Origin of the sequence: Coleofasciculus sp. B1-GNL1-01 (assembly GCF_040220235.1) — a bacterium.
GTDB lineage: Bacteria > Cyanobacteriota > Cyanobacteriia > Cyanobacteriales > Coleofasciculaceae > Coleofasciculus.
Genome location: NZ_JAVJTO010000002.1, coordinates 1 through 24,477 on the forward strand (window position 1 = coordinate 1; position 24,477 = coordinate 24,477).

Consider the following 24,477-nt stretch of genomic DNA (forward strand, 5'->3'; position numbering starts at 1 on the left):
TTAGTAGTAATAAGTAGTCGGACAAAAGAAAACGGTACTGTGTTAAGTTTTGCAAATTGCCCTCAAACCCTTACTGTTCCCTGTTCCCTGTTCCCTGTTCCCTAATCTCAACCGTTCACTTTAATTGTGTCCACCTACTTACTTACTTAGCTAAAGCCCTGAACTAAAGTTCGGGCTAAAAGCTAAAACCCGTTAAAACGGGTTCCCGGATTTCTCACCACAATTGCCCAAAGGCTCATACACCCTGGATTAACCGTAGAATAAGGCTTTCACAAAAATGCTCGAAACCTACTCCAGGTAAAGGTTTCGACGACTCAGATAGCAAAACTTGTGAGAAATGCGGGGGGTTGTAATACTTACTTAGTAAGCTTTAGCTTACTTGAACTTTGAGCAGGGAATTTATTTCCTGATGCCCAAGTTTACTACCATTCCGCTTAAGGAGCGTGACATTTGATTTAAGCTAAATGACATCAGTAAGTATAACGTTGTGAGTATATCAAATCAATCTTGGTTGACTCTTCTGCAAGAGTATCGTACCATTGCCGTGATTCGGACGTCTGACCAATCCTTAGGACGTCAAATGGCGCAGGCGGTAGCCGCCGGGGGAATAAAGTTAATTGAGATTACCTGGAATACAGATGCGGCTGCTGATTTAATTCGTCATCTGCGCCAAGCGTTACCAGATTGTACGATTGGTACAGGAACATTACTAAACTTGGAACAGGTACACCAAGCAATTGAGGCGGGGGCTGAGTTTCTGTTTACCCCTCATACCAATATCACTCTAATTAATACGGCTGTTAATGCGGGAGTTCCCATTGTTCCTGGCGCACTTTCTCCCAGTGAAATTGTGACCGCTTGGGATGCGGGGGCTAGTTGCGTTAAGGTGTTTCCGATTCAGGCGGTGGGCGGTGTTAGTTATATTAAAGCCTTACAAGGACCTTTGGGTCATATTCCCCTGATTCCTACAGGCGGCGTCACCTTCGCCAATGCTAAAGACTTTATCACAGTCGGTGCGATCGCGGTCGGGTTGGCGGGAGACTTGTTCCCCACATCCCTCATCGCGTCTGGGGATTGGCACGGAATTACCCAACGGGCGAAAAAACTTCGATCCCAATTTAGCGGTGATCCATAAAATAGAAGTAAGAGGATCATTGTGTCATCTCCCAAGTTTCCATGAAAAGCATCAAATTTGCCCCTTGGGGACGCCGTTTTGGAACGTTCCTAGCGGGCGTCGCCTTAGCTACAACCCTGTTTGGGTTTGAGATACCTGTCGCCCATCCCACACCCCACACTGAACAGATTGCCAGCAAAATGGCGGCGCTGCAAAATACAAACCAGCGCTGGATTGAAATTAATCTCAGCAATCAACGGTTAATTGCTTGGGAAGGAGGGGAACAAGTCTATGCGGTGATTGTCTCCACCGGGAAACAGGCGACACCTACCCGTACAGGTGTCTTTAACATTCAAACCAAGCTGCGCCGCGATCGCATGCGGGGTCCGGGTTATGATATCTCTAATGTGCCGTATACCATGTATTACCAAGGTGGCTATGCTATTCATGGGGCGTATTGGCACAATAACTTTGGTACTCGTATGAGTCATGGTTGTGTAAATGTAGCAGTTGATCACGCCGAGTGGTTATATAATTGGGCGTCTGTGGGAACGCCAGTAGTGATTCATCAGTAAACCCCCCAGATAATCAGGGCGGGTTTTGAATAAACATTATCATCAATAGCGAAACGTAATTTCCTCGCGCCCGCCCCTACAAATTCACGCGGCATGTTCTTGAAGGACGTGAAGAATCACAACTTCCCTCATCAACAATCAACACATTATTTTCGATTTCCGCCCTCACCTCAGCACTCACTTGACCCTCACTATTGAGACAATCAACAAGAAACTGATTTGCCTGATAACATTGCTGTAATCGTTGCCATTGGTCTTGACTAAACTGCCAATCTTGACCAATAGCGCGATACTCAATAATAATAGAACGAAACTGTTGCAGCCAAGCTTCACCGTTAACTTGCCACCAAGCTTGTAACCCTTCTTTTCCTTGGGCGGGATCAGGAAGTTGAGCTTTAATTTGCTGGAGAGACTGCTGGAATGCTTTGTCCAACTGAAAGGTTCGCTCAAAATCTAAGGCAAATTCTAGGTTGAGAATCTGCTTTACAATTGGCTTCTTAATCAGCATCTCAGTTAAATCCAATGCCCGCGCTAGGGTTAAATCTAAGGCTAAATCGTTGGGTAATTCCTGGGCTAGCTTGGCATCAAGAGACATCGCTAAGTTTAAATCCCGATCCTGAAATAATGTCCAGTAAAAGGCTCGTAATGCAGCAGGGTGGCAATCCAATTTCAGCTGATTTACTTTCTGATCAATGGTGTCAATAAAAGCCTTTATTTGCCGATCATCCTTAACTAACTTATCAATTTCCTCCTTGATTAGCTGGAGTAATAGATCCGCCGTGGGTAAAAGACTCACAGTGAGCAAAAAGACTTCCTTCCATTGGGAATCAGTGATATGAGTAGCTAACTGTTGCAATGCCTCTGTGGTTTGAGTTGCGACAATTTTTCGGGCGGTTAGATATTCCTGAAACGTGAGATGAGAAAAGGAATAAATATCTCGCGCCCGTTCCACGAGTAACCCATGCTGTAACTCAATGGCTTTGAGAACACCTTCACTGGTTAACCATAGGGTTTCTAAATCCTGACTCCCATTGGGGAAATTCTGGAGATAGTCGGAAATAATCGGCAGAACTTCACTTTTTTCAAAAAAGTAGTTCCCCTGTGCAAACATCGTCGCCGCGATTTGACTCAGGAGTTTGATCTTATCAGAAAGCTGTAAGTTGCGATAGGTTTGATCCCGTTGAATTCCTCTGGCTTTATCCCAGCGCACTAGCAAAATATCTAATCCCGCCTGATAGAGTTTGGCGCGTTTGCTGGGAAAGGTTGCCCGTTCCTGAAATACGGAACAGACTAAACTGAGTAAAATTGGGGTGACGACGAGTTCTCGAATCGGTTGGTTTTCTGGACGGTGTAATTGTTCCAGGAATTGAGTGGCTTTGGCTAATCCGACGCGCTGATAATTTTTATTAGTGGCGGTAAACCATTTTTTGGCAAAGGTTTCAATTTGATGGGGGTCAAAATCGGCTAACTCGACATAAGTAAACCCGCGAAAGTGGTATTGTTGAGCGGCGATGCGACTGGTAATAATAATCTGATTTTGGTAATACTCATCTGCAAAGAGTTGTATCTGTTGCAGGAGTTCTGGAGTATCGGCTTTGGAGACTTCATCTAAACCGTCGAGTAATAGTAGGACTTTCCCATGTTGCAGTAAGGGTTCTATCTGTTCTGGAGAAATGCCAAAAGTTTTCCACTTTGTACTCAGATAATTGAGTAGACTGAAATTACCAGTAGTTCGGGCTTGTTTGGTAAATTGTCTCAGGGAGATAAAGACGGGAATACAGTCTGGTTTAAATTGACCTGCGTTGCATTGAAGGGCAAGATATTGTAAGAATGTGGTTTTGCCTGCACCCGGTTTACCGAGAAGGGTGAGTTTAGAATGCATCATCACCGCCTCCATTCCGGGAATGGCGGGTTGATTCAGTTGAGTTAAGCGAACGCGATCGCCTGCTTTGGGCTGAGAAGCCTGTAAGTCAGACACCTCAAGCCATCGCTGATGGGTGAGGTGGGGTAAGATTTTGACGTGGGTATAGAGGTGATCCAGGAGTAGAGGCTGGGTGACATCAAAGGAGGATTGCAGGATACCCGCTTGAACCTGGATGTGATCCTGGAGTTGCGATCGCATTAGTTGCACCCAAGCATCAATTTGGCTGGGCGTATTGCACTCCAGTGTTGGGGTTGAGAGTACAGAGGTTGGCGGAAAATCGGCAATATCTTGCCAATCGAGATCTAATTGAAAACAGATATCAATAAAATAGGCTCGATCAATCGGTTTCCCGCGAAAAAACTTCCAAACCGAGTGGCGGGTTTCTAAACCCACCTGGGCGGCGAGGTATTCTTGAGTCCATCCCTTACGTTCAAAGGCTTGTTTTGCCTGGGTGATACCGATAGTGGATGCTTTTAGCGATCGCTTAGCCATTGCTGCTGTTACCTACTACTGACAACTGGGGGATTTTTTCTCAGTATTCCCGTTCCCGTTGTCTGGGTATCGCCTTAGCTCACCAAAATGGTTTGACCCGTCTCGCTTGAATTTAAATTTGTGGGATCGTGTAGGGTGGGTTAGGCGGGACTTTAATGGAGACGATAACTATTCAATGAGTTATCCGCCGTAACCCACCGATGTTAACTGGAAGGTGGAAGCAATAAGCCTCAATCAATAGATAAAAAGCGATACAAATAGCGAGCGAGACGCTCGCACTACAAGACTTTCGCCGTTATTGATATTAAGGTTTAAACTGAAGTTCCCCTTTGACAAATCGCTACACTGTATGTCTATCCCGGCTTAGGGCGATTTCAGTTTCAGGTTCACTGGGTACATATCAGGCTGACGCCCAACAAATCTAAAGCCTTTCTTTGTACAGGAGTCGGTTCGGTTACCTTGTCAAAGTCGAAATTTACACCTGGGATATTAGATTGAATTCGATTGTTAACAATTGTCCCTAAATCAGCTAACAAGGTTTGAAAGCTATGTACAGGTAAATTATCGGCTGTCCGCTTCTTTTTGGCTTTGTCAGAAGCTGAATCGCTCTTCGTCGAATGAGTAACAATTCCTTCACGTAACCCAAGGGAATCTTCCCAATCATCTTCATCAAATAAGATTGGTGATAAACATTGACGCATATGCCATTCTACATAATACGCCAACATACATAAGAATACATGAGCTTTCACTCTATCGCTGTTACGATGATAGATGGGACGCACTTTTAAGTCAATGGTTTTATAGCTGCGGAAGGCTTGCTCAACTTTGGATAAACTCTTATAGGCTTTTACGGTATCTTCGGCGTTCAATGTTTCTTCGGGTACGGAACTTCTCACCACATATAAGCCATCCAATGTCGCTTCTTCCTCGATACTTTCTCGGTTTCTTTGGTAAGAGAAGCTATCGGGAGTGATTTGGATTTTGAAATGTTTAGCCACACCATACTTGTTGATGACTTCACCCACTTTTAGTCCAATTTCAGCTTCACCTTTTAAGGGACATCTTTGCCGCGATGTGGCGCTGACTATTTTATCTAATTTCTGCTCAGTGGCTTGTAATAACTCTTCGCGGTTTCCCTTTTTTCTTGTCTCTATTATATCCAAATTGTGCCAGAGGACAATTTTTTCCCTCAAAATAGGTTGAACTGACATCATAGAGAACTAATGTTCCTTCTACCAGATGGATAGATGCTAAACTGTTTTCTATCTCCTCTTGCCGAGACAAGAGCCAGTCCATGGCTAAATAGAGTTCGTCTTCATCCGTCCCAGACAATCCCAATCGTTCTCCTAGACTGGATAGTTTAGTTGCCTCTTGTAATCCTCTGGCTGTGGCTAATTTTGACTTAGGGGCAATAATCCGCGCCGCTATCATCGATAACACTAATCGTCTGTTACGTGTGTTTTCGTCGCTAATGATTGAGTCTAATCCTATTTTCTTTATCGTTCCTAGTACCGCAGCGACGTGACCGTGAGGGCGAGAACGGACTATGTTAAACGCCTCCTCTATGTCTTCAATCGCTTTGCCACCTTTGAGGAGAATCTTTAAACCGTCTACCGCCTCATCCGGCAATTTAGACAGGTTCGCTAGGGTACGTTTACGCACTTTCTTGCCTTCGCGATAGGACTCACGAAGTAATACGGCGGGTGGGGAATTTCTGGCAAGGAACACGTTCGATGTACATGACTACAATTATCTCATAATTTTTCTCCCAAGAGTATTAAGAAAATCTTAAATATACATGGGTACAAATTGAGAAGAGTAATTGTTTGAAATGCTTATATAGTCGGGGTTTCGGCTTCTATCCTCAATCGGGATGGGGGGAACTTCAGTTTAAATGCCGAACAACTTAACCCCGATCTATTGCTGTTGAAATCGCGTTTAGGTCGAACTCAGCTTATAAATTATTGCCAATCAAGATAAAAGGTGCCCAGTAGTAGGGATCGGAAAACGTAGAAGCAGTATTCTGACTTGAACCCATGGGTACATCACCCCGCAACAAACTTAATTGGGCTTGACGCAGGGCTTGGGCTTTGGTAATTGGAGATTCAGGTGTACCTTTAGCTAAGTTGTTGTAGAACTGTTCCATTAACAGGCGCGTACTCTGATCATCGACGGGCCACAAGGACGCCATGACTGCCTGAGCACCGCCGTTGATAAAATAATAGCTAAGACCCGCAATTTCAGTCCCGTCGGTTCCGGAACCACCCAGGGCAGTTTCACAAGCTGATAAAACCACTAAATGAATGTTGCCTAAATTCTGTAAGTTTTGAATATCAGGAATGGATAGCTTGTCGCCGTCACCGAGAACTAAGTAAGAATTATAAGCATTGCCAGGAACGAAATTACTATGGGTGGCAATATGAAGGATTAAATGATTGGCTAAGTTATCTTTTAAGGCTTTGTAGTTGAAGGCGTCGTTGAGGAATTCCAAGCCGGGATAAATGCCTTTGGGATCGGTAGCAGATTGACGCACGATCGCATCCAATTCTTCGGGTACATTAGGGAGGGAGCGAAAACCTAGCACAGGTTGGGACAGTCCTAGTCCCAGAACAAAGGTATTGTCGGTTCCAGGAGGCAGGCGATCGCGTAAATTGGTGACATTGGCTGAGATAATCGTGGAGATGGTGTAACGCTCGATTAGATAGGTTTCCCCATCAAATAGCGCACTCATGGGAATATAGCGGGTAACGTGGTCGAGAGCAAAGACTAAGTTGTCAATTTGGTTGTCTTGGAGTTCCTGTTGTAAGGATTCGGGAATTAACCAGTTGTAGAGTTTCTCAGCCGTGGCTTTGAGTTCAGCCCGATTCGCGCCTGTGTCTTGCAAAAGAAGGCGAAATTGAAAGACGGTGTCGCTGAGTTGTGCCACTCCGACTTGGGGGACTTCGATACTTTGCAAAATTCCACCCGCAGCCGCCCATAAAATCCACAGTTTGTCTTCTAGGACTAACGGATAAATGATCACGGTTCCCGGTTGGGATGAGAGAATTTTTTCGGCGTTGTCGCCTAAGAGTTCGGGGTCAAGAAAGGCGATATCTTTGTCCAGGCGATCGCGAATTTCTGTTTCTAGGGATTGGATGGTTGCTTCAAACTGTTGAGTAATGGCTTGACGCTGGTTGATGAGTTGGCTTTTTTCCTCACATTGGCGTTGTTGACAGTCCTCAATTTTCCGTCCTAGGGCAATTAAGGTACGATGAATTTGCAAGAGTTCGGTTTCGGTGGGAGTGGTGGCAATACCGGAGGTTTCACCGCCAGCACGAGTGTTTTTAGTAAATTGGCGTAATTCTTGGACTTTCAGCAGTTCTAAGACTTGTTGTGCTTCTAAGATGCGTCCTTGGGAGAGTAAGAGATTGGCTAAAGCGCGATAGGGATCAGCAACGGTTTCAGTATAGGTTTTTTGGTCGTCAAGGGTTAGGGTTTGCAGGTTTTGGCGGATGGTTTCGGTGACATTAACGGCTTCTTTGTAGAAGAGAACCGCCAGTTCCGGTTGGTTTTGTTGTTCAAAGAGAGTGGCAATATTACTCAGGGCAATTCGTTGTCCGGGGCGATCGCCAATTTCTCGGAAAATGTCGAGGGCGGGTTGTAAAAGGGCTAGGGCTTGGGCATTCTTACCTGTAGTGGCATAAGCGCTGGCAAGACTGTTCAAGATGCGACCTTCTCCCGCTTTGTCGCCAATGTCTCGGCTAATTTCTAGGGCTTGTTGATAGAAATCGAAGGCTTGGGACTGTAGACCCATACGACTATAAACACCACCAATGTGATCCAGTGCTTTTGCTTCACTGGCTTTATCTTGAATTGTTCTAGCAATTGTCAACGCCTGTTCATAAGTGGCTAAGGCTTGAGGATATTGGTTGAGGCGTTCGTAGACAATGCCCAGGCTTCTGAGACTGTTTCCTTCTCCCGCTTTGTCGCCAGTTTCTTGGCGAATGGTTAAGGCTTGTTGTAAGATATTTAGGGCTTGGGAATACTGACCTAAATCATAGTAGACACCGCCGATATTATTTAGAGTGTTACCAACACCTGCTTTGTCATTAATCCCTTGTCGAATTGTCAGCGCTTGTTGATAGAAGTTCAGAGCCTGGGGATATTGTCCCCGACTGTAGTAAATTCCGCCTATATTTTCCAGGGCGTTGGCTTCACCTGCTTGATTGTTAATGTCTTGAGCAATGGTTAAGGCTTCTTGGTAAGCGGTTAAGGCGTCCTCATATTGACCGAGATTCTCATGAACTGTACCCAGGTTGTTTAGTGTACTGCCAATACTGGCGCGATCGTTTATGTCTTTGAGAATGGCTAAGGCTTGCTGATAAGATGCTAAGGCTTGCTGATCCTGACCGAACTGACGATAAACTAATCCCATATTGCTGAGAATACGTCCAATTCCGGCTTTATCATTTAGGGTTTGGCGCATGGCTAACGCCTGCTGATAGTAGTTGAGCGCTTGTTGATAATCTCCTAAGTTGTAGTAAACTCCAGCGATATTATTAACTGTGCGTCCTTCGTCTCGCTTGTCACCGACTTCCTGGCGAATGGCTAATGCTTGTTGGTATAGTTCTAAGGCTGAGTCATACTCACCTTGAGCGGCGTCAATTGCGGCGATATTGTGTAAGGCTTCTGCTTCAATGGCGCGGTTACTGATTGTTTGGGCGATCGCTAATGCTTGTTGGTGTAGGGTTAAGGCTTGGGGATAATCGCTTAATAAGCGATGAACATAACCCATGTTATTTAGGGTTTCTCCAATCCCTGCTTGATCATCAAGTTCTTGGCGAATGGTTAACGCTTGTTCTAAGGCGTCCCAGGCTTGGTTATAGTTGCTTAATTGGGTGTAAGTTTCTCCAATATTATCCAGGGTTTCGGCAATCCCGGCTTGGTCATTGAGAGTTAAACGAATTTTCAGCACGTTTTGATAGGTTTCCAGGGCGGCTGGAAATGACCCGGAACGAAATTGTTCGACGCCTTGTTGAAAGAGTTGGTCAGCTTCAGCCTTTTGGTCTTGCGTTGGGACAGAATTAGTCGTTTCTGGGGTTTGTGCTGAGGCGGTTAAATGTAGACCAGCTAAAGGTATGGATAAAAGCAGGATGGTCGTAATAAGTTGAAGACGTAGCAAGTAAGAATACACCAGTTAAGTTCTCCCAAAAAAGTGTTTATCCATATTTTATTTAATTAAAATTTTGGTATCCGCCATAACCTGATTTGGTCAGAGCCACTATTGATCTGGTCAGAGCCACTAACCAAAAACTGACCATCTGGGGTGACAGTTAAGTTACTAAAATCAGGATCGACGAGTGTAATACTCAGTAAATCTTCGTTAGCATCGATAACTGATAGCGTGAGCGTATTATTATTTAAATAACCCCCACTAACAAAGAGTGTATTATCTAGACCGAAGGCAAAGAAAGCTGGCCAGTAGTTAACTTTGAGGGTATACTTTTCCTGCTGGGATGCTAGGTTATACAGTTTGATAGTTCCGTCGGAATACAGTTTGATAGTTCCGTCGGAACTCGCAATACCAAGAGTCTGACCGTCCGGACTGATAGCAATATCAATAGAGTAAATTTGATAATCAATAGTAAAGGTGTGGAGTTCCTTACCAGTACTTACATCCCACAATTTCACGGTTCCCCCCTGCGGTTCATTAAAATCTCTGTAGAAGATTCCACTACTAGCGATGGTCTCACCGTCCGGGCTAAATACAACAGAACTAACAGAAGATCCATCATTTGGATCTTCTTTCACCTCAAAATGCCTCAAGGTGCGGATTTGCTGTCCAGTGCTAACATCCCATAACTCTACAGTTCCGTTACCAGTACCACTGGCAAGGATCTTACTATCCGGGCTGAACGCTATTGAAACATAAGAAGCTCTGTTTCTTGTGAAAGTGTGAGTTAAGCTGCCATTGCTAATATTCCATAAATAAATCTTATCTGGGTAATCGCGGTAGACACTGGCAAGGATCTGATTATTCGGACTGATCGCTATTGAGTTCATCGTAAAATCTTCTGAGGGAATAGAGAATCGGCGAATTACTTTGCCAGTAGCAAGATTCCACAGATAAATGTATTTGTATGCGTTAGCGCAATGAGTGGCAATCGTCTGGCTATCTGGAGAGATAGCCAAAAGCTTAACCCTACAGTTATCTCCCATTGTTTGACATTGGTGTAAACCAAAGCATAGCCATCCTCTAAAGAACTCTGCGATCGCCCAGAGATTTTCCCTGATGTAATTTGAAAGATGCGTTGAGTAATTGCTTCTCCCGGATGGGGCCAACCAGAAATATAGATTGTTGCACCCTCGACTACTGTATCAGAATTACCGAGTTGTGCAACTCGGTAGCTTTGATTACTGGTAAATTGTACGACTGCGAGGTCTACGTCTGGGAGTTTCTTTACTGTGTCATAATCCAGGGTATGTTTTGTACCATCGAAGGTAATAATTTCATATTCATCTGGGGTAGGCACGACATGGTTGGCGGTGAGGACGTAGTAAGTGTTTCCCTGTTTGGCAATCAGTACTCCTGAACCAGGATTCTGACCATTGATGATTACAGTTACCTCTTTGGCAAGAGATGCGATCGCCTGTTCATCCAAGGTTTGCGAAACCGCTACCTGTGGTTGTACCATCACAATGGCTGATGAACCAATCAACGCTGCTGATAATCCAGAATAAGTCTTGTGCCACATTTAATTTAATTCCTACATTTCAAGGTTTTTAACGACAGAATTTTGTTTGAGTTTATTTTAATTTTGTTTGTCACTTAAAATAATAAACAATTATAATATATTTTACCTCCTCAAACACACAATAAAATTAAGGAGTTGCCAACTGCCAAACCTGAGTCTCGTAAACATGAGTATTGTAATTAAAATTGTCAACGAAAAGCGTTTGACCATCAGCACTGAATGTTAGTGAACCTACATCATCCACATCCATAGTTCGCAGCAATTGCCCCGTGTGTAAATTCCAGATTTTGATTTCGTTCTGACTGCCACTGGCAAGAATTTGCCCGTAGGGCTCAATGGCAAGAGCTGTAATGCTTTCATAATTGTCGATTAAAGTTCTCACTAACTCACCAGTTTGCCAATTCCACATTTTGAGACTAGCATCCTCAACATTACTTTGAGGAAAACCATTGACATAAATATCTGTATAACTTGAACCGCCACTGACAAGAATTTGCCCAAAGGGGCTGAACGTCAGTTTATTAACAGGTGTTGAATGTCCGGCAAGAGTACGCAGCAATTTTCCTGTCCGCAAGTTCCAAATTTTGATTCCTCCGCCCAAATGTCCAGTTGCGATAATTTGACTATCTGGGCTAATCGCCAGCGCCAAAATGTTGGAAATGTCGGCATCATTATTATCCTCTAACTTATGCAGCAATTTGCCAGTAGTAAGGTTCCAAACTTGGATTGTTGTGCCATGCCCACTGGCGAATATCTTACCATCTGGGCTAAAGGCAGACCTGTAAGGGGGAATTAGATTATCCGTAGTGAAGCTATGCTGCAACTGCCCCGTGTTGGCATTCCAAATTTTGATGGTAGCGATATTTCCGTCATCGTCACCGATACTTGCTAATGTTTGACTATCGGGGCTGAACAAGAGAGAGCGAACACTACGATAATTTCCTGGGAGAACTTGCAGGTCTTGACCAGTGATTCTATGACACAAACGGATACCATCACTTCCAACCCCCACTCATGCCGGAACGGGTGATATTGGTGTAAACCAAATCATAGCCGTTGTCTAAAGATTCCAGTGGACGCCCGGATATCTTACCTGAGGTAATCTGAAAGATACGTTGAGTAATAGCACGTCCCGGATGGGGCCAACCGGAGATATAAACGGTTCCTCCCTCAGTGGCGGTGTCAGAATCTCCCACTAGGGCAATTGGATAATGTTTGTCACTGGTAAACTGCACTAGCGCTAAGTCTAATCCCGGTAATTTTTTAACCATGCCATAGTCTAGGGAATATTTAACACCATCGGAGGTGACAATTTCATATTCATCTTGGGTGGCGACAACGTGCTTGGCAGTGAGGACGTAGTAGGTGTTACCATCTCTGGAAACAATCACGCCAGAACCCGGATTTTGACCGTTGATTACCACGGTGGTATTTCTAGCGAAACTCGCGATCGCTTGGGCTTGTTCATCCACTGTTTGCGGTATTGCAATTTGCGGTTGCACCACCACAATTGCTGATGAACCAATCAACGCTGCTGATAATCCATAGAAAAAATTCTGAGACATCTTTTATCCTCAGTACACAAGAACGTTAAAATTAAGGTATTGCTACCTGCCAGATCTGAAGATCGTATAGATCAGTACTGAACAGCGTTTGACCATCTCCACTGAACGCTACTGACAAGAAAATTCCATTAGCCTCCAAAGTACGCAACAGTTGCCCCGTCTGTAAATTCCAAATTTTGATCTCGTTTTTACTGGTACTGGCAAGAAGTTGTCCGTATGGTTCAAGAGCAAGAGAATCAATAGTTCCATAATTTTCTATTAAAGTCCCCAGTAACTCACCCGTTTGCCAGTTCCACATTTGGAGCGTAGCATCATCAACAGTGCTTTCGGGAGAACCAATACTGTCTCTAGAACTCCAACTTCCACTGATGAGAATCGGATTATCCGGGCTGAATTCGATAACGTTAATAACCCCTTGTCCAGATAAGGTACGCAGCAATTCGCCTGTACTTAAGTTCCAAATTTTGAGAGTTCCGAATGAACTGCCACTGACAAAAATCTGGCTATCCGGGCTAATGGCAACCGTGGTAACTTGCTCCTCATGATCAACCTCGTGCAGCAATTTGCCAGTATTGAGGTTCCAAATTCTAACTATTTTGTAATCATGGATACTGGCTAAAATATTACTGTTGGAGCTAATGAAAACACGACCAGTATACTCATAGCTGGTAAGGGTACGTAGCAATTGCCCTGTGTTGACGTTCCAGATTTTGATGCTTGTGCTGCTTCTGTCTCTGTCGTCTATACCCTTACTTATCAATATTTGACCATCTGGGCTGAAAACAAGTGATTCAGTTCGATAAGAATGCCCTTCTAGAGTTCGCAGTTCTTTACCAGTTTTTGTACTGCACAAACTGATTTCACGTTGACTGTTGCGATCAATATCTGTTATACGAACAATAGCAATCATTTGATAATCAGGACTAACGTTTAAATAATACCCATAATACCTATGTACGTCTGCTTTTGAGCAGGGTTCTTTAAACACTATAGTATCGATGAGAGAAAAGTTATCCTGCAAATAAGATAAGTCAATACCATTGTGGGAAGAGAGTTTCAAAAATGTGTTGATGGGAATACCCAAGTTAAATCCCGATTTCACAGCAATTGTATTCCCATCTGGATTAATAATCTGTTCCCCCTCCGCCTGTCCATGAATGCCAATAACCCGTCCTTGAGTATCCCATATCGGACTCCCACTCATGCCAGAACGGGTTATGTTGGTATAAACTAAGCCATAGCCGTTTTCTAAAGATTCCAATGGACGACCAGAAATACTCCCTTTAGTGATTTGATAGATACGTTGAGTAATGGCACGTCCTGGATGGGGCCAACCAGAAATATAAACTGTAGCGCCTTCGGTAGTAGCTTCTGAATCCCCTAGTAAAGCCAGAGGATAGTTTTTGTTGCTGGTAAACGCTACCAGCGCTAAGTCTACTCCAGGTAATTTTTTGACACTGCTGTAGTTGAGGGGATATTTAGTGCCATCAGACGTGACAATTTCATATTCATCTTGAGTGGCGACAACGTGTTTGGCAGTGAGGACGTAGTAGGTGTTACCATCCCTAGAAACAATCACGCCAGAACCGGGATTTTGACCATTGATTACCACGGTGACGTCTTTGGCAAGAGATGCGATCGCTTGTTCATCCACTGTTTGCGGTATTGCAATTTGTGGTTGCACCACTACAATTGCTGCACTCACCAACGCTGCTAATAATCCAGAGAAAAAATTCTCAGACATCTTTTACCCTCAGTACACAAAAAAGTTCAAGTTAATGTTTTGCTACCTGCCAGATCTGAAGATCGTATAGATCAGTACTGAACAGCGTTTGACTATCTGCACTAAAACCTATTGCCTTTACAGGTTTGCCAGCATCTAGAGTACGCAGCAGTTGTCCCGTGTGTAAACTCCAAATTTTTATCTCCTTTTCGCTTGTACTAGCAAGCATTTGCCCACTTGGATCAATAGCAAGGGAATCAATCGTTTGAGAATTCTCTGCCAAAGTCCACAGTAATTCGCCAGTTTTCCAGTTCCAAATCTTAAGCGTAGCGTCAGCAGCATTGCTGGAAGGAGAATTATCATTTCCCAGATCTGTAGAACTCAAAGTACCAACGGCTAAAATTGGTGTACTAGGACTGAATGCAGTAGCAGAAACAGGCAATTGCCAAGGCAAAGTATTCAATAATTTCCCTGTAGCTAAATTCCAGATTTTGATACGTCCGCTAACAGATGCACTGCGGAGAATCTGACTATCTGGGCTAAGGCTAAGTCCCGTAACCGTATCCCCTTGATCAATCTCATGCAGTAATTTGCCAGTACTAAGATCCCAAATTTTGATCATTGTGCCATGGTTACTAGCTAATGTTTTGCTATCCCGGCTAATGAAAAGGACATGGCGACTGAATCCGTCATTGCGGGTAAGGGTATGCCGCAATTGTCCGGTGTTAACGTTCCAAATTTTGATACTTGTGATACGTCTGTCGTCTCTACCACTACTTACAACATCCTCTCTACCAACACTGACAAGGGTTTTACCATCTGGGCTTAAACTTAAACCTAAACCTCCCTGGTGAGAACGATAATAATATTCTTCAAAAGTTTGTATTTCTTGACCAGTCGTCATATTGCACAGATGGATGATACCATCTACAGCATACATGGCTATTAGTTGATAATCAGAATTGAAAAATACTTGAATTGAAGAGGCTCTTTCTTTGGGGCATCTTTTGTCAGATAAAATAGTGTCACTAATAGAAAAATTATCTTGCAAGTAAAGTAATCTACTGTCATTTTTGGAAGAATGTTTTAAAAATATGTTTATGGGAATACCTAAATTAAATCCCGATTTCACAGGAATTGTATTCCCATCTGGATTAATAATCTGTTCTCCCTCCGCCTGTCCATGAATACCAATAACCCGTCCTTGAGCATCCCATATCGGACCACCACTCATGCCAGAACGGGTGATATTGGTATATACCAAGTCATACCCATTCTCTAACGACTCTAGAGGACGCCCCGATATCTTCCCTGAGGTAATCTGAAAGATACGTTGAGTGATGGCGCGTCCCGGATGGGGCCAACCGGAGATGTAAACCGTTCCTCCCTCAATTGCGGTGTCAGAATCTCCCACTAGGGCAATTGGATAGTGTTTATCACTGGTAAACTGCACTAGCGCTAAATCTAATCCTGGTAATTTTTTAACCGTGCCATAGTCTAGGGGATATTTAACGCCATCGGAGGTGACAATTTCATATTCATCTGGAATGTTAACAACGTGCTTTGCGGTAAGCACATAGTAGGTATTGCCTTGTCTGGAAATAATCACCCCAGAACCCGGATTTTGACCGTTGATTACCACAGTGGTATTTCTGGCGAAACTCGCGATCGCTTGCGCCTGTTCATCGACTTGTGCTGTAACAATTTGTGGTTGCACCACCACAATGGCTGCACCCATCAATGCTGCCGATAGTCCAGAGGAGAAATTCTGCCACATTCCATTCCCATCCCTAATCTAAAATTAACCCTTATTTTGACGCTGATTTAACGCTCAAACGACTCAGATTGAGGCATTGGAATGCGTCTGCGAATTGGTGTGAGACTAGGATACTCACTATTGAGATACCGCTCCAGATTGATGAGAATAGGAGGTAGCGGTTCCGGAATTGGTCCTGTCAGAGGAACACGAATACGCATAATCCGCTGTAGCGCCGCTCTAGGATTGTTTCTAGGATGACTACTTCCATCCATGAGCGCAAATAACGATTCCCGGCAACCTCCTACCTCATTCTCAACAAGACAGGCTACGGTTTGCCCATCCACTCGGCGAGTGCTGATGTAGTTGAACTCACCATTTTGGTAAGAAGTCTGGAGTTTTTGCGAAACATCCTGGCACAGTTCCGCAGCCGTCGAACCTGATGTATTGATATCTGGAGAATTCCACAGAATCATCGGCACTACTCCCTGTGAAGTACGAGCAAGGGTTGCTGGAACTCCCTCACTCGTACCACAGAAGAAGGTTACGTCTTGATCGCGATGAACCTCAGGAACAGCAACCGACAGCCTCTGTTCCAACGCATCTAACTTCTGCTGAAGTTGCTGAACTTGTTCCTCATCCCCCAAAGTACGATAATTCGCTTGAGCCGCCTGAAACAACTCAAAGGCTGGCGGTAATTCGTCTAGTGCTTCCTTCACCTCAGCTAAACTAGATTGGAGCATCCCTTGAGCTTCAATATTATCCTCTGCCTTAGCTTGCTCCAGTGCCATCTCGTACTGTTCCTCAGCTAACCGAATTAAGCCAATTTGGTCATAGATACTGCCTAAAAGCTGGTAAACGGCTGTGGTTTGGTTCCCTTCACTAACCAATCCCTCCAACACCTCAATCGCCGCCGCATTTAAATCATAACTTCGATACAAATGAGCAAGTGCGATCGCTTTTGACTCATCATTTAACGGCTGTTGCTGCAATTGGTCAATCTTCGCCCGAATCTCTTGAGCCTCCTCTTCACCCAACACTGTAAATCCAGCCGGAAGTTCCTCCAGCGAAGACGTTCCATTATCCGCCGTAACAATCACCCAATAGCGACTCCCCGGTTGAAAGGGTTGCTCTCCAGAATAAACCACTTGGGGTTGATTCACCTCGGTTATCCAATTAACTTGTGATCCCCTGACTTGCACCTGATAAGATGTTGCGCCTTCAACGGCATTCCAGCGCAGTATTGGTTGCTCATTTAAAATAGCTGTATTGCGAGGACTAATAATATAAGGAATTGTCAGATCAGATGAAGTGCGAGTACGCCTGCGATTCTTAGGGAATATAATATCAGGTCTTTCAGGAACTGGACAACCACGGGAAACCGGAAATTCTCCTTTAGCCCGAAGATTCCAAATGAACAAGTTAGAACAAAGTACTTTCACAGTTGCACCTCGTCCTAATTGCAACCTATCGGAGGAATTCAGGAATTCACCGCCATAAGCTCGCTGGTAGTTCCGCCGTCCTGCTCGTTTAATTCTGACATCACCTTTCACCTCAGATAAAATATTGAGACTCGTTCTCTGACTTAGCGCTGGCGTGGCTCCACCGATTAGCAATAAACTTAAAACGACAACGTGGGTTAACGTTCCCCAAATGTCTTTCCTGTGAAAAATCGGTAACTTTTTCAAATTCCAGTATTGCTGCATTCTTTCCCTGCCTTTTTCAATTTTTGGTTAGCCAAATGCAACCAGGTATCCTCATCGCTATTGAGTCGGAACCCTCCTTGACAACACTCTTGCCAATGTCCTAAAGCTGTCGATTGTTTTTGGTGATCCAGTACCTGAGCTAAAACACAATGGGCTGAGGCATGGTTAGCAATATACTGCGCCGTTTCTGGATTTTCCGCAATACCAATCGCCGCTTTTAGGGTTTGCTCTGCCTCTTCATATCTGCCTTGCTCAAACCGTATCCAACCCATATTCTTTAATAGGTTATAGCGCACATCAGGAAAGCTTTGCTGTTCACTGGCTAACACCAGTCCTTGAGTTAATAACGCCACCGCTTGCGGATATTTCTGCTTCTGAATATACAGGCGAGCCAAGTTATTATACGCCTCAGGCAAGTCCCCGCCAACAGCAATCTGGTAATATTTCTCTGCCTTTTTCAAGTCTTGCCTGTCTTCATATAAATTTGCCAAATTATAATAAGCATCTACATTATTCTCATCCAAAGCAATTGCCCTCAAATACTCCTGTTCCGCCGTACCTAATTTTCTCAGTCGATAATGCTCAAGTCCCCAACGGTTATAAACTTGCGAAATATTCGGCAGCGATAACCAAAAAGCCATCAGAAATACGGACATTAGTAAGGTTGAACCTGCCATTACCTCTTCCCGCAAATAAGTGGGAATTTTGAGCTGAATCAACAGTTTATTAAACCCTTCATGACCCGATTTCGTCAATTCACTTCGCACCTGCAATAATGCCAAAATACTCGGTAAAATTACTGCTGCTGCACCCGCTAATCCTGCACCCTGACTAAAAAAGCGACCCGCAATATTCACCAACAAACTCAGATTCGCCGTCCAACCCGCAATGGTTAGACTGCGCCACAACCAATCGAATTGATCCCACGGATGGTGGGGGGCGATACGTTCCAACCGCCACCACCAAGCATCTGGGGATGGGTGTACACTTTCCCGCCATTGGGCGAATTGTTCAGCGGTTTGGTAATTCACCGCTTTAGCAATCACTTCCGCCTTTCCCCGCAGCGCCTGATCCAACTCAATCACTTTTTGCAACTGACTATTCGGAACAGGAGACTGCTGTTTCAGCGCCACCTGCACCGTATCCCGTGCATTCAATACCGCCAACACTTGTTCCACATCAACAGCCGCTTCAGTCTGGTCTAGACCCTCCAGAGCAGCTTGATAGCGTTCTAGTGCCGTACTTAGAGAAGTTGGCATCGTTCTATTGACTTAGAGGCAATAATCGGTTCTATTTTGCCCAGTTAAAGTATATTTTTCACTAAAAGTTTACAAATATTTGCTAAACGGTATCAGGCTCGTCTAGTCACACTGATGGGTGTCCCCAACAATCGAGCGATCGCCTAGAACCCTGATGCAATAATCCAATCATCTCCTGAATCACCTCGAAAACGGTAATATATGCTACAAAATAATCCCTTTTATCGCTTATTAGTGATTAGTTCGTTATTAAAGTTGATTTTTGGGCAGACTTTTTTTTAGGTCATCATCAACATCCTGAATGAAGAATATCGCCAAGCTTTGGAACTAGCCCACCAAAACGGTTTGACCCGTCTCGCTTGACTTTAAATTTGTGGGATCACGTAGGGTGGGTTAGGCGGGACTTTCATGAAGACGATAACTATTCAATGAGTTATCCGCCGTAACCCACCACTATTAACACTGAGGATGTATTATTTAATCAATATTTATTCCTAATCCCACCAAGCATACAACTTTTGCGAACTAATTTCCATTTCATCGCACCCCCAAACAAATCGCACAAATTCTCCGGCAAAGTCTAAGTCTTTTACGCCGATAACCGTTATCGAATCAACGACCAAATTGGGACTTTTTTTATCGGGAAATGCTATTCCATCAAAGGTTGCTGTCACTCCATTTCTCTGACATCGCTGTCCAAATTCAATAAATGAACCAACTGAGGGAGCGGCATTAAAATGTGCCGATAGTTGAGTATATTCCTCGGCAATAATTTGTTGTAATGTTTCTAGGGATAAACCCTGGAACTTAATGGCGTTGGGGGTATATTCTATAATGGCTGTACCTAATCGTTCTTCTATTCGTTGAACCATAACCTTATCCACCTTTGACCATTTACAGGAAAAAACCGTATTAGGTAGGGTTTATATCAGTGAAGAGTTGGACATCAACGTCGCATTTATTTAAATAATATATGCCGTTTGTAGGGGCGCAAAGACTTGCGCCCTTTATAAAAGGTTATGAACGAACCCAATTAATAAGCTGTTCGGCATTTAAACCTTAATGTCAATAATGGCGAAATCCTTGCCGTAGTGCGTTTAGCGAAGCCATGCCGCAGGCTTTGCATCTTGCTCGCTACATTGAGCATCTTGCTCGCTACCCATTCCCAATTTAAATGCATGACAGCTTATCGGTGGGTTACGGCGGATAGTTCATTAATCATTATCGCCTGAATTTAAGCCCCGCCTAACCCACCCTACGTGACTATGTGACAAAGACTTAATTTTCAGCCTCTCGCCGCCAAAACTTAACCTGTAAACCATCGCGGGGATGGGGTGTCGGTACTGCAACCATGTCCAGATTCTGTTCCGGAAGTAGTTCCCACTGATAATCGCGCACTAACAATGCGGTAAATAATTTCATCTCCAATTTGGCAAACTCTCGCCCTAAACATTCGCGCACCCCACCGCCAAAGGGAACATAACTAAAGGGTTTGGATTTATCCTCCGCCCGTTGAGGGTTAAGCGGAATCTTCACCAACCAACAATTTGCAGGCGATGTCAAAGGTCAATTCTCTCAATTCTGGATACCATGTAAATGTACCCAGATCCTCCCATTTATGTAGATAACCCTGGGCAATCTCTGTCATCGCGGTCAAATATCCTGCTAATGCCCTAGGTTGAAAGGCTTGGGAGAGTATTTTGCGTCGTTGCAGATGGTCTGAACCGCCCTGTACCGCTAGAGACGTGGGTCCCAGGAGTATTTTGGTGCTGGGGGGCCAGGTGCTGGTAAAGTACTGGTTCTCATGGGTGAGGACAAAGCGATTCGCCTCGGAACCACTAATCATCACCGTGGGACGCCCAAATAACTTGGTCTTGAATATCGACCCATATTTTTGATGACGCTTCTGGGCAAAGTCGGGATCACGGAAAAACTGGATGGTTTCCCCAATCAACGGTAAACCGAAATCACCGGGAGGTAAGGGTCGGGATTTTAGTTCGTCTGTGGTCGTCATCGCCTATCAATATTAAAAGAATAATTTCATTGTGTTAAGTTTATTTTAAGTTTGCAACGTTTACGTCTGGAGATAGAGGAACCCTCTCGTCTCAGTGGTAATTCTCCCCCTATCGACAAACCGATACGGCAAGTGCTATTAAGGACATGCAGCCGCCTTGTCGGATACTTGGTTCATGGTTAACAGTTTTGGCAGGTTGAAAAAAGCTAGTCTGGCGTTTGAACAACTCAAGGGTTGTTTATTAAGAAAGTCTAAAAATTAGGAGGCTTAAGTCTAACGCAATCTTAAAAAATTCATGGATTTATTGGTTTACAAATCTCCCATTCGAGATAGTATAGTAGGTGTGACGGGAGGAAAATTATTTCTTAGATTTCTAGGACTACCCTAGTCATGAATCCTTGATCTATACTGCATTTGGAGGAACGGTCTGCTTGTTGATCATCTGGTTAATCATCCTAGGGAATTAGGAGGAGCAGATGTGAGTATTCCCATTAGGAGATTTTTCGCTTTCCCCGCCCACTTTATACTGGGAGTCGATACTATTGCCAGCGATGAAACGGTAATCAGAACAGACGATAGGTTAGGAAAAAGGACAGTAAAGTATGCCTTGGACTTCGCTTAAGACCACAGATTATAAACAACCGGAGATAGGACTTATCTCGGTGACGACTTAAGGAGAAACTCAGTCGCTTGAGCGGGGAAACCTGCCTGATTTCTACACGAGCGAGCAATAACAAGAACAAGAACAAGCTCAATAGTGGGTGTGAGGAACCTAATCAATACGCATGACGAGACTTACTGCAACTAACATGATCAAAGTCACAAACCATCAGGAACTCGAAGAATTAATTAAACGGGTTAAAAACGCTCAAACCCAATACGCTGGTTACACGCAAGAGCAGGTCGATGCCATCTTTAAAAAAGCGGCACTCGCAGCTAATGCAGCCCGTATTCCTCTGGCAAAATTAGCCGTTAGTGAAACGGCAATGGGAGTGGTTGAGGACAAGGTGATTAAAAACCACTTTGCCTCGGAAATGATCTACAACAAGTACAAACAGGACAAAACCTGTGGAGTTATCGAAGAGGACAAGTCTTTCGGCTTCCAGAAAATTGCTGAACCCGTTGGTGTTTTAGCCGGGATCGTCCCCACCACCAACCCCACCTCAACGGCGATTTTTAAGGCACTGATTGCCCTGAAAACGCGCAATGGGATTATTTTCTCCCCCCATCCCCGTGCCAAACAATGCACGCTGGAAGCAGCAAAAGTGGTGTTAGAGGCGGCGGTAGCGGCTGGCGCACCAGAACATATTATTGGCTGGATTGATGAACCCACAGTACCCCTGTCTCAAGCCTTAATGCAGCACCCCGATGTGAAGCTGATTCTGGCAACCGGGGGTCCGGGAATGGTGAAAGCCGCCTATTCTTCGGGACATCCGTCTCTCGGTGTGGGTGCAGGAAACACGCCAGCGGTGATTGACTCCAGCGCTCACATTAAAATGGCGGTGTCTTCGATTATTCTGAGTAAAACTTTTGACAATGGCATGATCTGCGCCAGTGAGCAGTCGGTGATTGTCTTGGATAATGTTTACGAGGAAGTGCGCCAAGAATTTATCAATCGCGGCGCTTACTTCTTGAAACCAGAAGAACGGGAAAAACTGGGGAGTAAAATTATTGTCAATGGGCGCTTAAATGCCGAAATTGTCGGTCAACCTGTTGAAAAATTAGCCGAATTAGCCGAATTTTCCTTACCGGAACAAACCCGGGTGATTATTGGCGAAGTGGAAGGGATTGGCACTGATGAACCCTTTTCCTTCGAGAAACTCTCCCCCGTTCTGGCAATGTATCGGGCGAAAAACTTTGAGGATGCGGTAGACAAAGCTGGACAGTTAGTGGAGTTTGGCGGACGCGGACATACGGCGGTGCTGTACACCAATCCAGCCAATGCTGACCATATTAAACGGTTTGAAGACCAAGTTGAGGCGTCTCGCGTCTTGATTAACACCCCCTCCTCCCAAGGTGCGATCGGGGATATCTATAACTTCCGCCTTGATCCGTCGTTGACGCTGGGTTGTGGTACCTGGGGAGGGAACTCCATTAGTGAAAACGTTGGTCCCGAACACCTGCTAAACGTGAAAACGATCGCGGAACGGCGGGAAAATATGTTGTGGTTCCGGATACCGCCCAAGGTGTACTTTAAGTATGGGTCTCTGCCCGTAGCCCTGCGGGAGTTAGCTGGCAAGGAACGGGCATTTATCGTCACCGACAAACCCATTTACGATCTAGGGATGACGGCTAGCGTTGAAGATGTTTTGGCTGAAATTGGTCTCAAATACGATATCTTCTATGACGTAGAGCCAGACCCCTCCTTAGAAACCGTACATCGGGGATTGACGTTGATGAACACCTTCAAGCCCGATGTGATTATCGCCTTGGGTGGGGGTTCGCCTATGGATGCTGCCAAAATTATGTGGCTGATGTATGAGCATCCAGAGATTGAATTTGAGGGGTTAGCGATGCGGTTCATGGATATCCGCAAACGGGTGTATGAACTGCCCCCCTTGGGTGAGAAAGCGATGATGGTAGCGATTCCCACGACATCGGGAACGGGTTCAGAAGTTACCCCCTTTGCCGTGGTAACCGATCGCCGCAATGATATTAAGTATCCCTTGGCAGACTATGCCTTGACGCCGAATATGGCGATCGTTGATCCCGAATTAATCCTGAATATGCCCAAGAGTCTCACCGCGTTTGGGGGACTTGACGCCTTGAGTCACGCCTTAGAAGGCTATGTCTCGGTATTAGCCAGTGAATATACCAATGGGTTGGCACTCGAAGCCACCCGGCTGATCTTTAAATACCTGCCTTCGGCATACAAAAATGGGGCAAATGATCCCAAGGCGCGGGAGAAAATGCACTATGCCGCCACAATGGCAGGAATGGCGTTTGCCAATAGTTTTCTGGGCATTTGTCACTCCATGGCACACCAATTAGGGGCTATTTTCCATGTCCCCCACGGGTTAGCGAATGCCATGTTAATTTCCCACGTTATTCGCTATAACGCCACGGATGCGCCCTTTAAGCAGGCGACATTCTCCCAGTACAAATATCCCAATGCCAAATGGCGCTATTCTCGGATTGCTGATTACCTGCACTTAGGCGGCGATACCGAAGAGGAGAAAGTGAATCGGCTAGTTGGGGCGATTGAGGAACTCAAGCGTCAGGTGGGTGTTCCGGCGGCGCTTAAGGATGTGATTAAGGAAACTGAAGCGGAATTCTTCGCCAAGCTGGATGAAGTGGCGGATCAGGCATTCGACGATCAGTGTACAGGCGCGAACCCCCGCTATCCCTTGATTGAAGATCTCAAGGAAATCCTCACCAAAGCCTATTATGGCGACTTGGGCGAGGTTCCTGATGTCGAAACCATCAACGGCAATGGTGCGATCGGTGATACCAATATCAAATCCGATACCCAACCTGCCGTTCCGGCTATGTAATCCTTTGCTGGGGTAGGTTGGTTATTTGTCATTCGTCTTATGTCATTTGTTTAGTCCAATGAACGATAACTCGAAATCAACCTACCCTAGTCCAACCCATTAACAAGTAAAGAGGAGT

At 44.8% G+C, this 24,477-nt stretch carries 14 protein-coding genes and 2 pseudogenes; 3 read left to right on the plus strand and 13 right to left on the minus strand.

Annotation, left to right across the window (positions count from 1 at the left end; all coding sequences use genetic code 11):
- Positions 1 to 493 precede the first annotated feature (493 nt).
- Both RID53_RS00055 and RID53_RS00060 read left to right on the plus strand, forming a co-directional pair.
- On the plus strand, positions 494 to 1,135 hold the full coding sequence (locus tag RID53_RS00055; RefSeq protein WP_446386198.1) for a bifunctional 4-hydroxy-2-oxoglutarate aldolase/2-dehydro-3-deoxy-phosphogluconate aldolase: 642 nt from the start codon (positions 494 to 496) through the stop codon (positions 1,133 to 1,135).
- Between the two features lie 41 nt (positions 1,136 to 1,176).
- Complete coding sequence (locus RID53_RS00060) at positions 1,177 to 1,689, plus strand: L,D-transpeptidase (protein WP_446386178.1); 513 nt, start codon at positions 1,177 to 1,179, stop codon at positions 1,687 to 1,689.
- A gap of 76 nt (positions 1,690 to 1,765) precedes the next feature.
- Here RID53_RS00060 and RID53_RS00065 read toward each other — a convergent pair whose 3' ends face one another.
- From RID53_RS00065 to RID53_RS00125, 13 genes and pseudogenes are all read right to left on the minus strand, one after another.
- Complete coding sequence (locus RID53_RS00065; protein WP_446386179.1) at positions 1,766 to 4,105, minus strand: NACHT domain-containing protein; 2,340 nt, start codon at positions 4,103 to 4,105, stop codon at positions 1,766 to 1,768.
- A gap of 386 nt (positions 4,106 to 4,491) precedes the next feature.
- Positions 4,492 to 5,849 (minus strand): annotated as a pseudogene (locus RID53_RS00070) (IS1634 family transposase).
- A gap of 213 nt (positions 5,850 to 6,062) precedes the next feature.
- Positions 6,063 to 9,269, minus strand: coding sequence for a CHAT domain-containing protein (locus RID53_RS00075; RefSeq protein ID WP_446386180.1), 3,207 nt, complete (start codon positions 9,267 to 9,269; stop codon positions 6,063 to 6,065).
- A 56-nt stretch (positions 9,270 to 9,325) separates the two neighbouring features.
- Positions 9,326 to 10,279, minus strand: a complete 954-nt coding sequence (locus RID53_RS00080) for a WD40 repeat domain-containing protein (RefSeq protein ID WP_446386181.1) — start codon at positions 10,277 to 10,279, stop codon at positions 9,326 to 9,328.
- Positions 10,186 to 10,842, minus strand: a complete 657-nt coding sequence (locus RID53_RS00085; protein WP_446386182.1) for a S1 family peptidase — start codon at positions 10,840 to 10,842, stop codon at positions 10,186 to 10,188. Before RID53_RS00085 ends, RID53_RS00080 begins: the two co-directional genes overlap by 94 nt.
- A gap of 127 nt (positions 10,843 to 10,969) precedes the next feature.
- Positions 10,970 to 11,827: a WD40 repeat domain-containing protein gene (locus RID53_RS00090; protein ID WP_446386183.1), complete on the minus strand. Its 858-nt coding sequence runs from the start codon at positions 11,825 to 11,827 to the stop codon at positions 10,970 to 10,972.
- A 10-nt stretch (positions 11,828 to 11,837) separates the two neighbouring features.
- A complete protein-coding gene (locus RID53_RS00095) occupies positions 11,838 to 12,407 on the minus strand; it encodes a S1 family peptidase (RefSeq protein ID WP_446386184.1) in 570 nt (189 codons plus the stop codon).
- A 31-nt stretch (positions 12,408 to 12,438) separates the two neighbouring features.
- Positions 12,439 to 14,151 (minus strand): trypsin-like peptidase domain-containing protein, encoded by a 1,713-nt coding sequence (locus RID53_RS00100; protein ID WP_446386185.1) that lies wholly within the window; start codon positions 14,149 to 14,151, stop codon positions 12,439 to 12,441.
- A gap of 31 nt (positions 14,152 to 14,182) precedes the next feature.
- Positions 14,183 to 15,907, minus strand: a complete 1,725-nt coding sequence (locus RID53_RS00105; RefSeq protein WP_446386186.1) for a trypsin-like peptidase domain-containing protein — start codon at positions 15,905 to 15,907, stop codon at positions 14,183 to 14,185.
- Between the two features lie 47 nt (positions 15,908 to 15,954).
- Entirely contained in the window at positions 15,955 to 17,592 is a 1,638-nt protein-coding gene (locus RID53_RS00110) for a COP23 domain-containing protein (protein ID WP_446386187.1), read from the minus strand.
- Positions 17,571 to 18,851: a tetratricopeptide repeat protein gene (locus tag RID53_RS00115; protein WP_446386188.1), complete on the minus strand. Its 1,281-nt coding sequence runs from the start codon at positions 18,849 to 18,851 to the stop codon at positions 17,571 to 17,573. Before RID53_RS00115 ends, RID53_RS00110 begins: the two co-directional genes overlap by 22 nt.
- 494 nt (positions 18,852 to 19,345) lie before the next feature.
- Positions 19,346 to 19,723 (minus strand): hypothetical protein, encoded by a 378-nt coding sequence (locus RID53_RS00120; RefSeq protein ID WP_446386189.1) that lies wholly within the window; start codon positions 19,721 to 19,723, stop codon positions 19,346 to 19,348.
- A 406-nt stretch (positions 19,724 to 20,129) separates the two neighbouring features.
- Positions 20,130 to 20,865: pseudogene (locus RID53_RS00125) on the minus strand (cytochrome P450).
- 809 nt (positions 20,866 to 21,674) lie between these two features.
- Between RID53_RS00125 and adhE the strand changes: the two are divergent.
- Complete coding sequence (gene adhE, locus RID53_RS00130; RefSeq protein ID WP_446386190.1) at positions 21,675 to 24,359, plus strand: bifunctional acetaldehyde-CoA/alcohol dehydrogenase; 2,685 nt, start codon at positions 21,675 to 21,677, stop codon at positions 24,357 to 24,359.
- Positions 24,360 to 24,477: the final 118 nt, after the last annotated feature.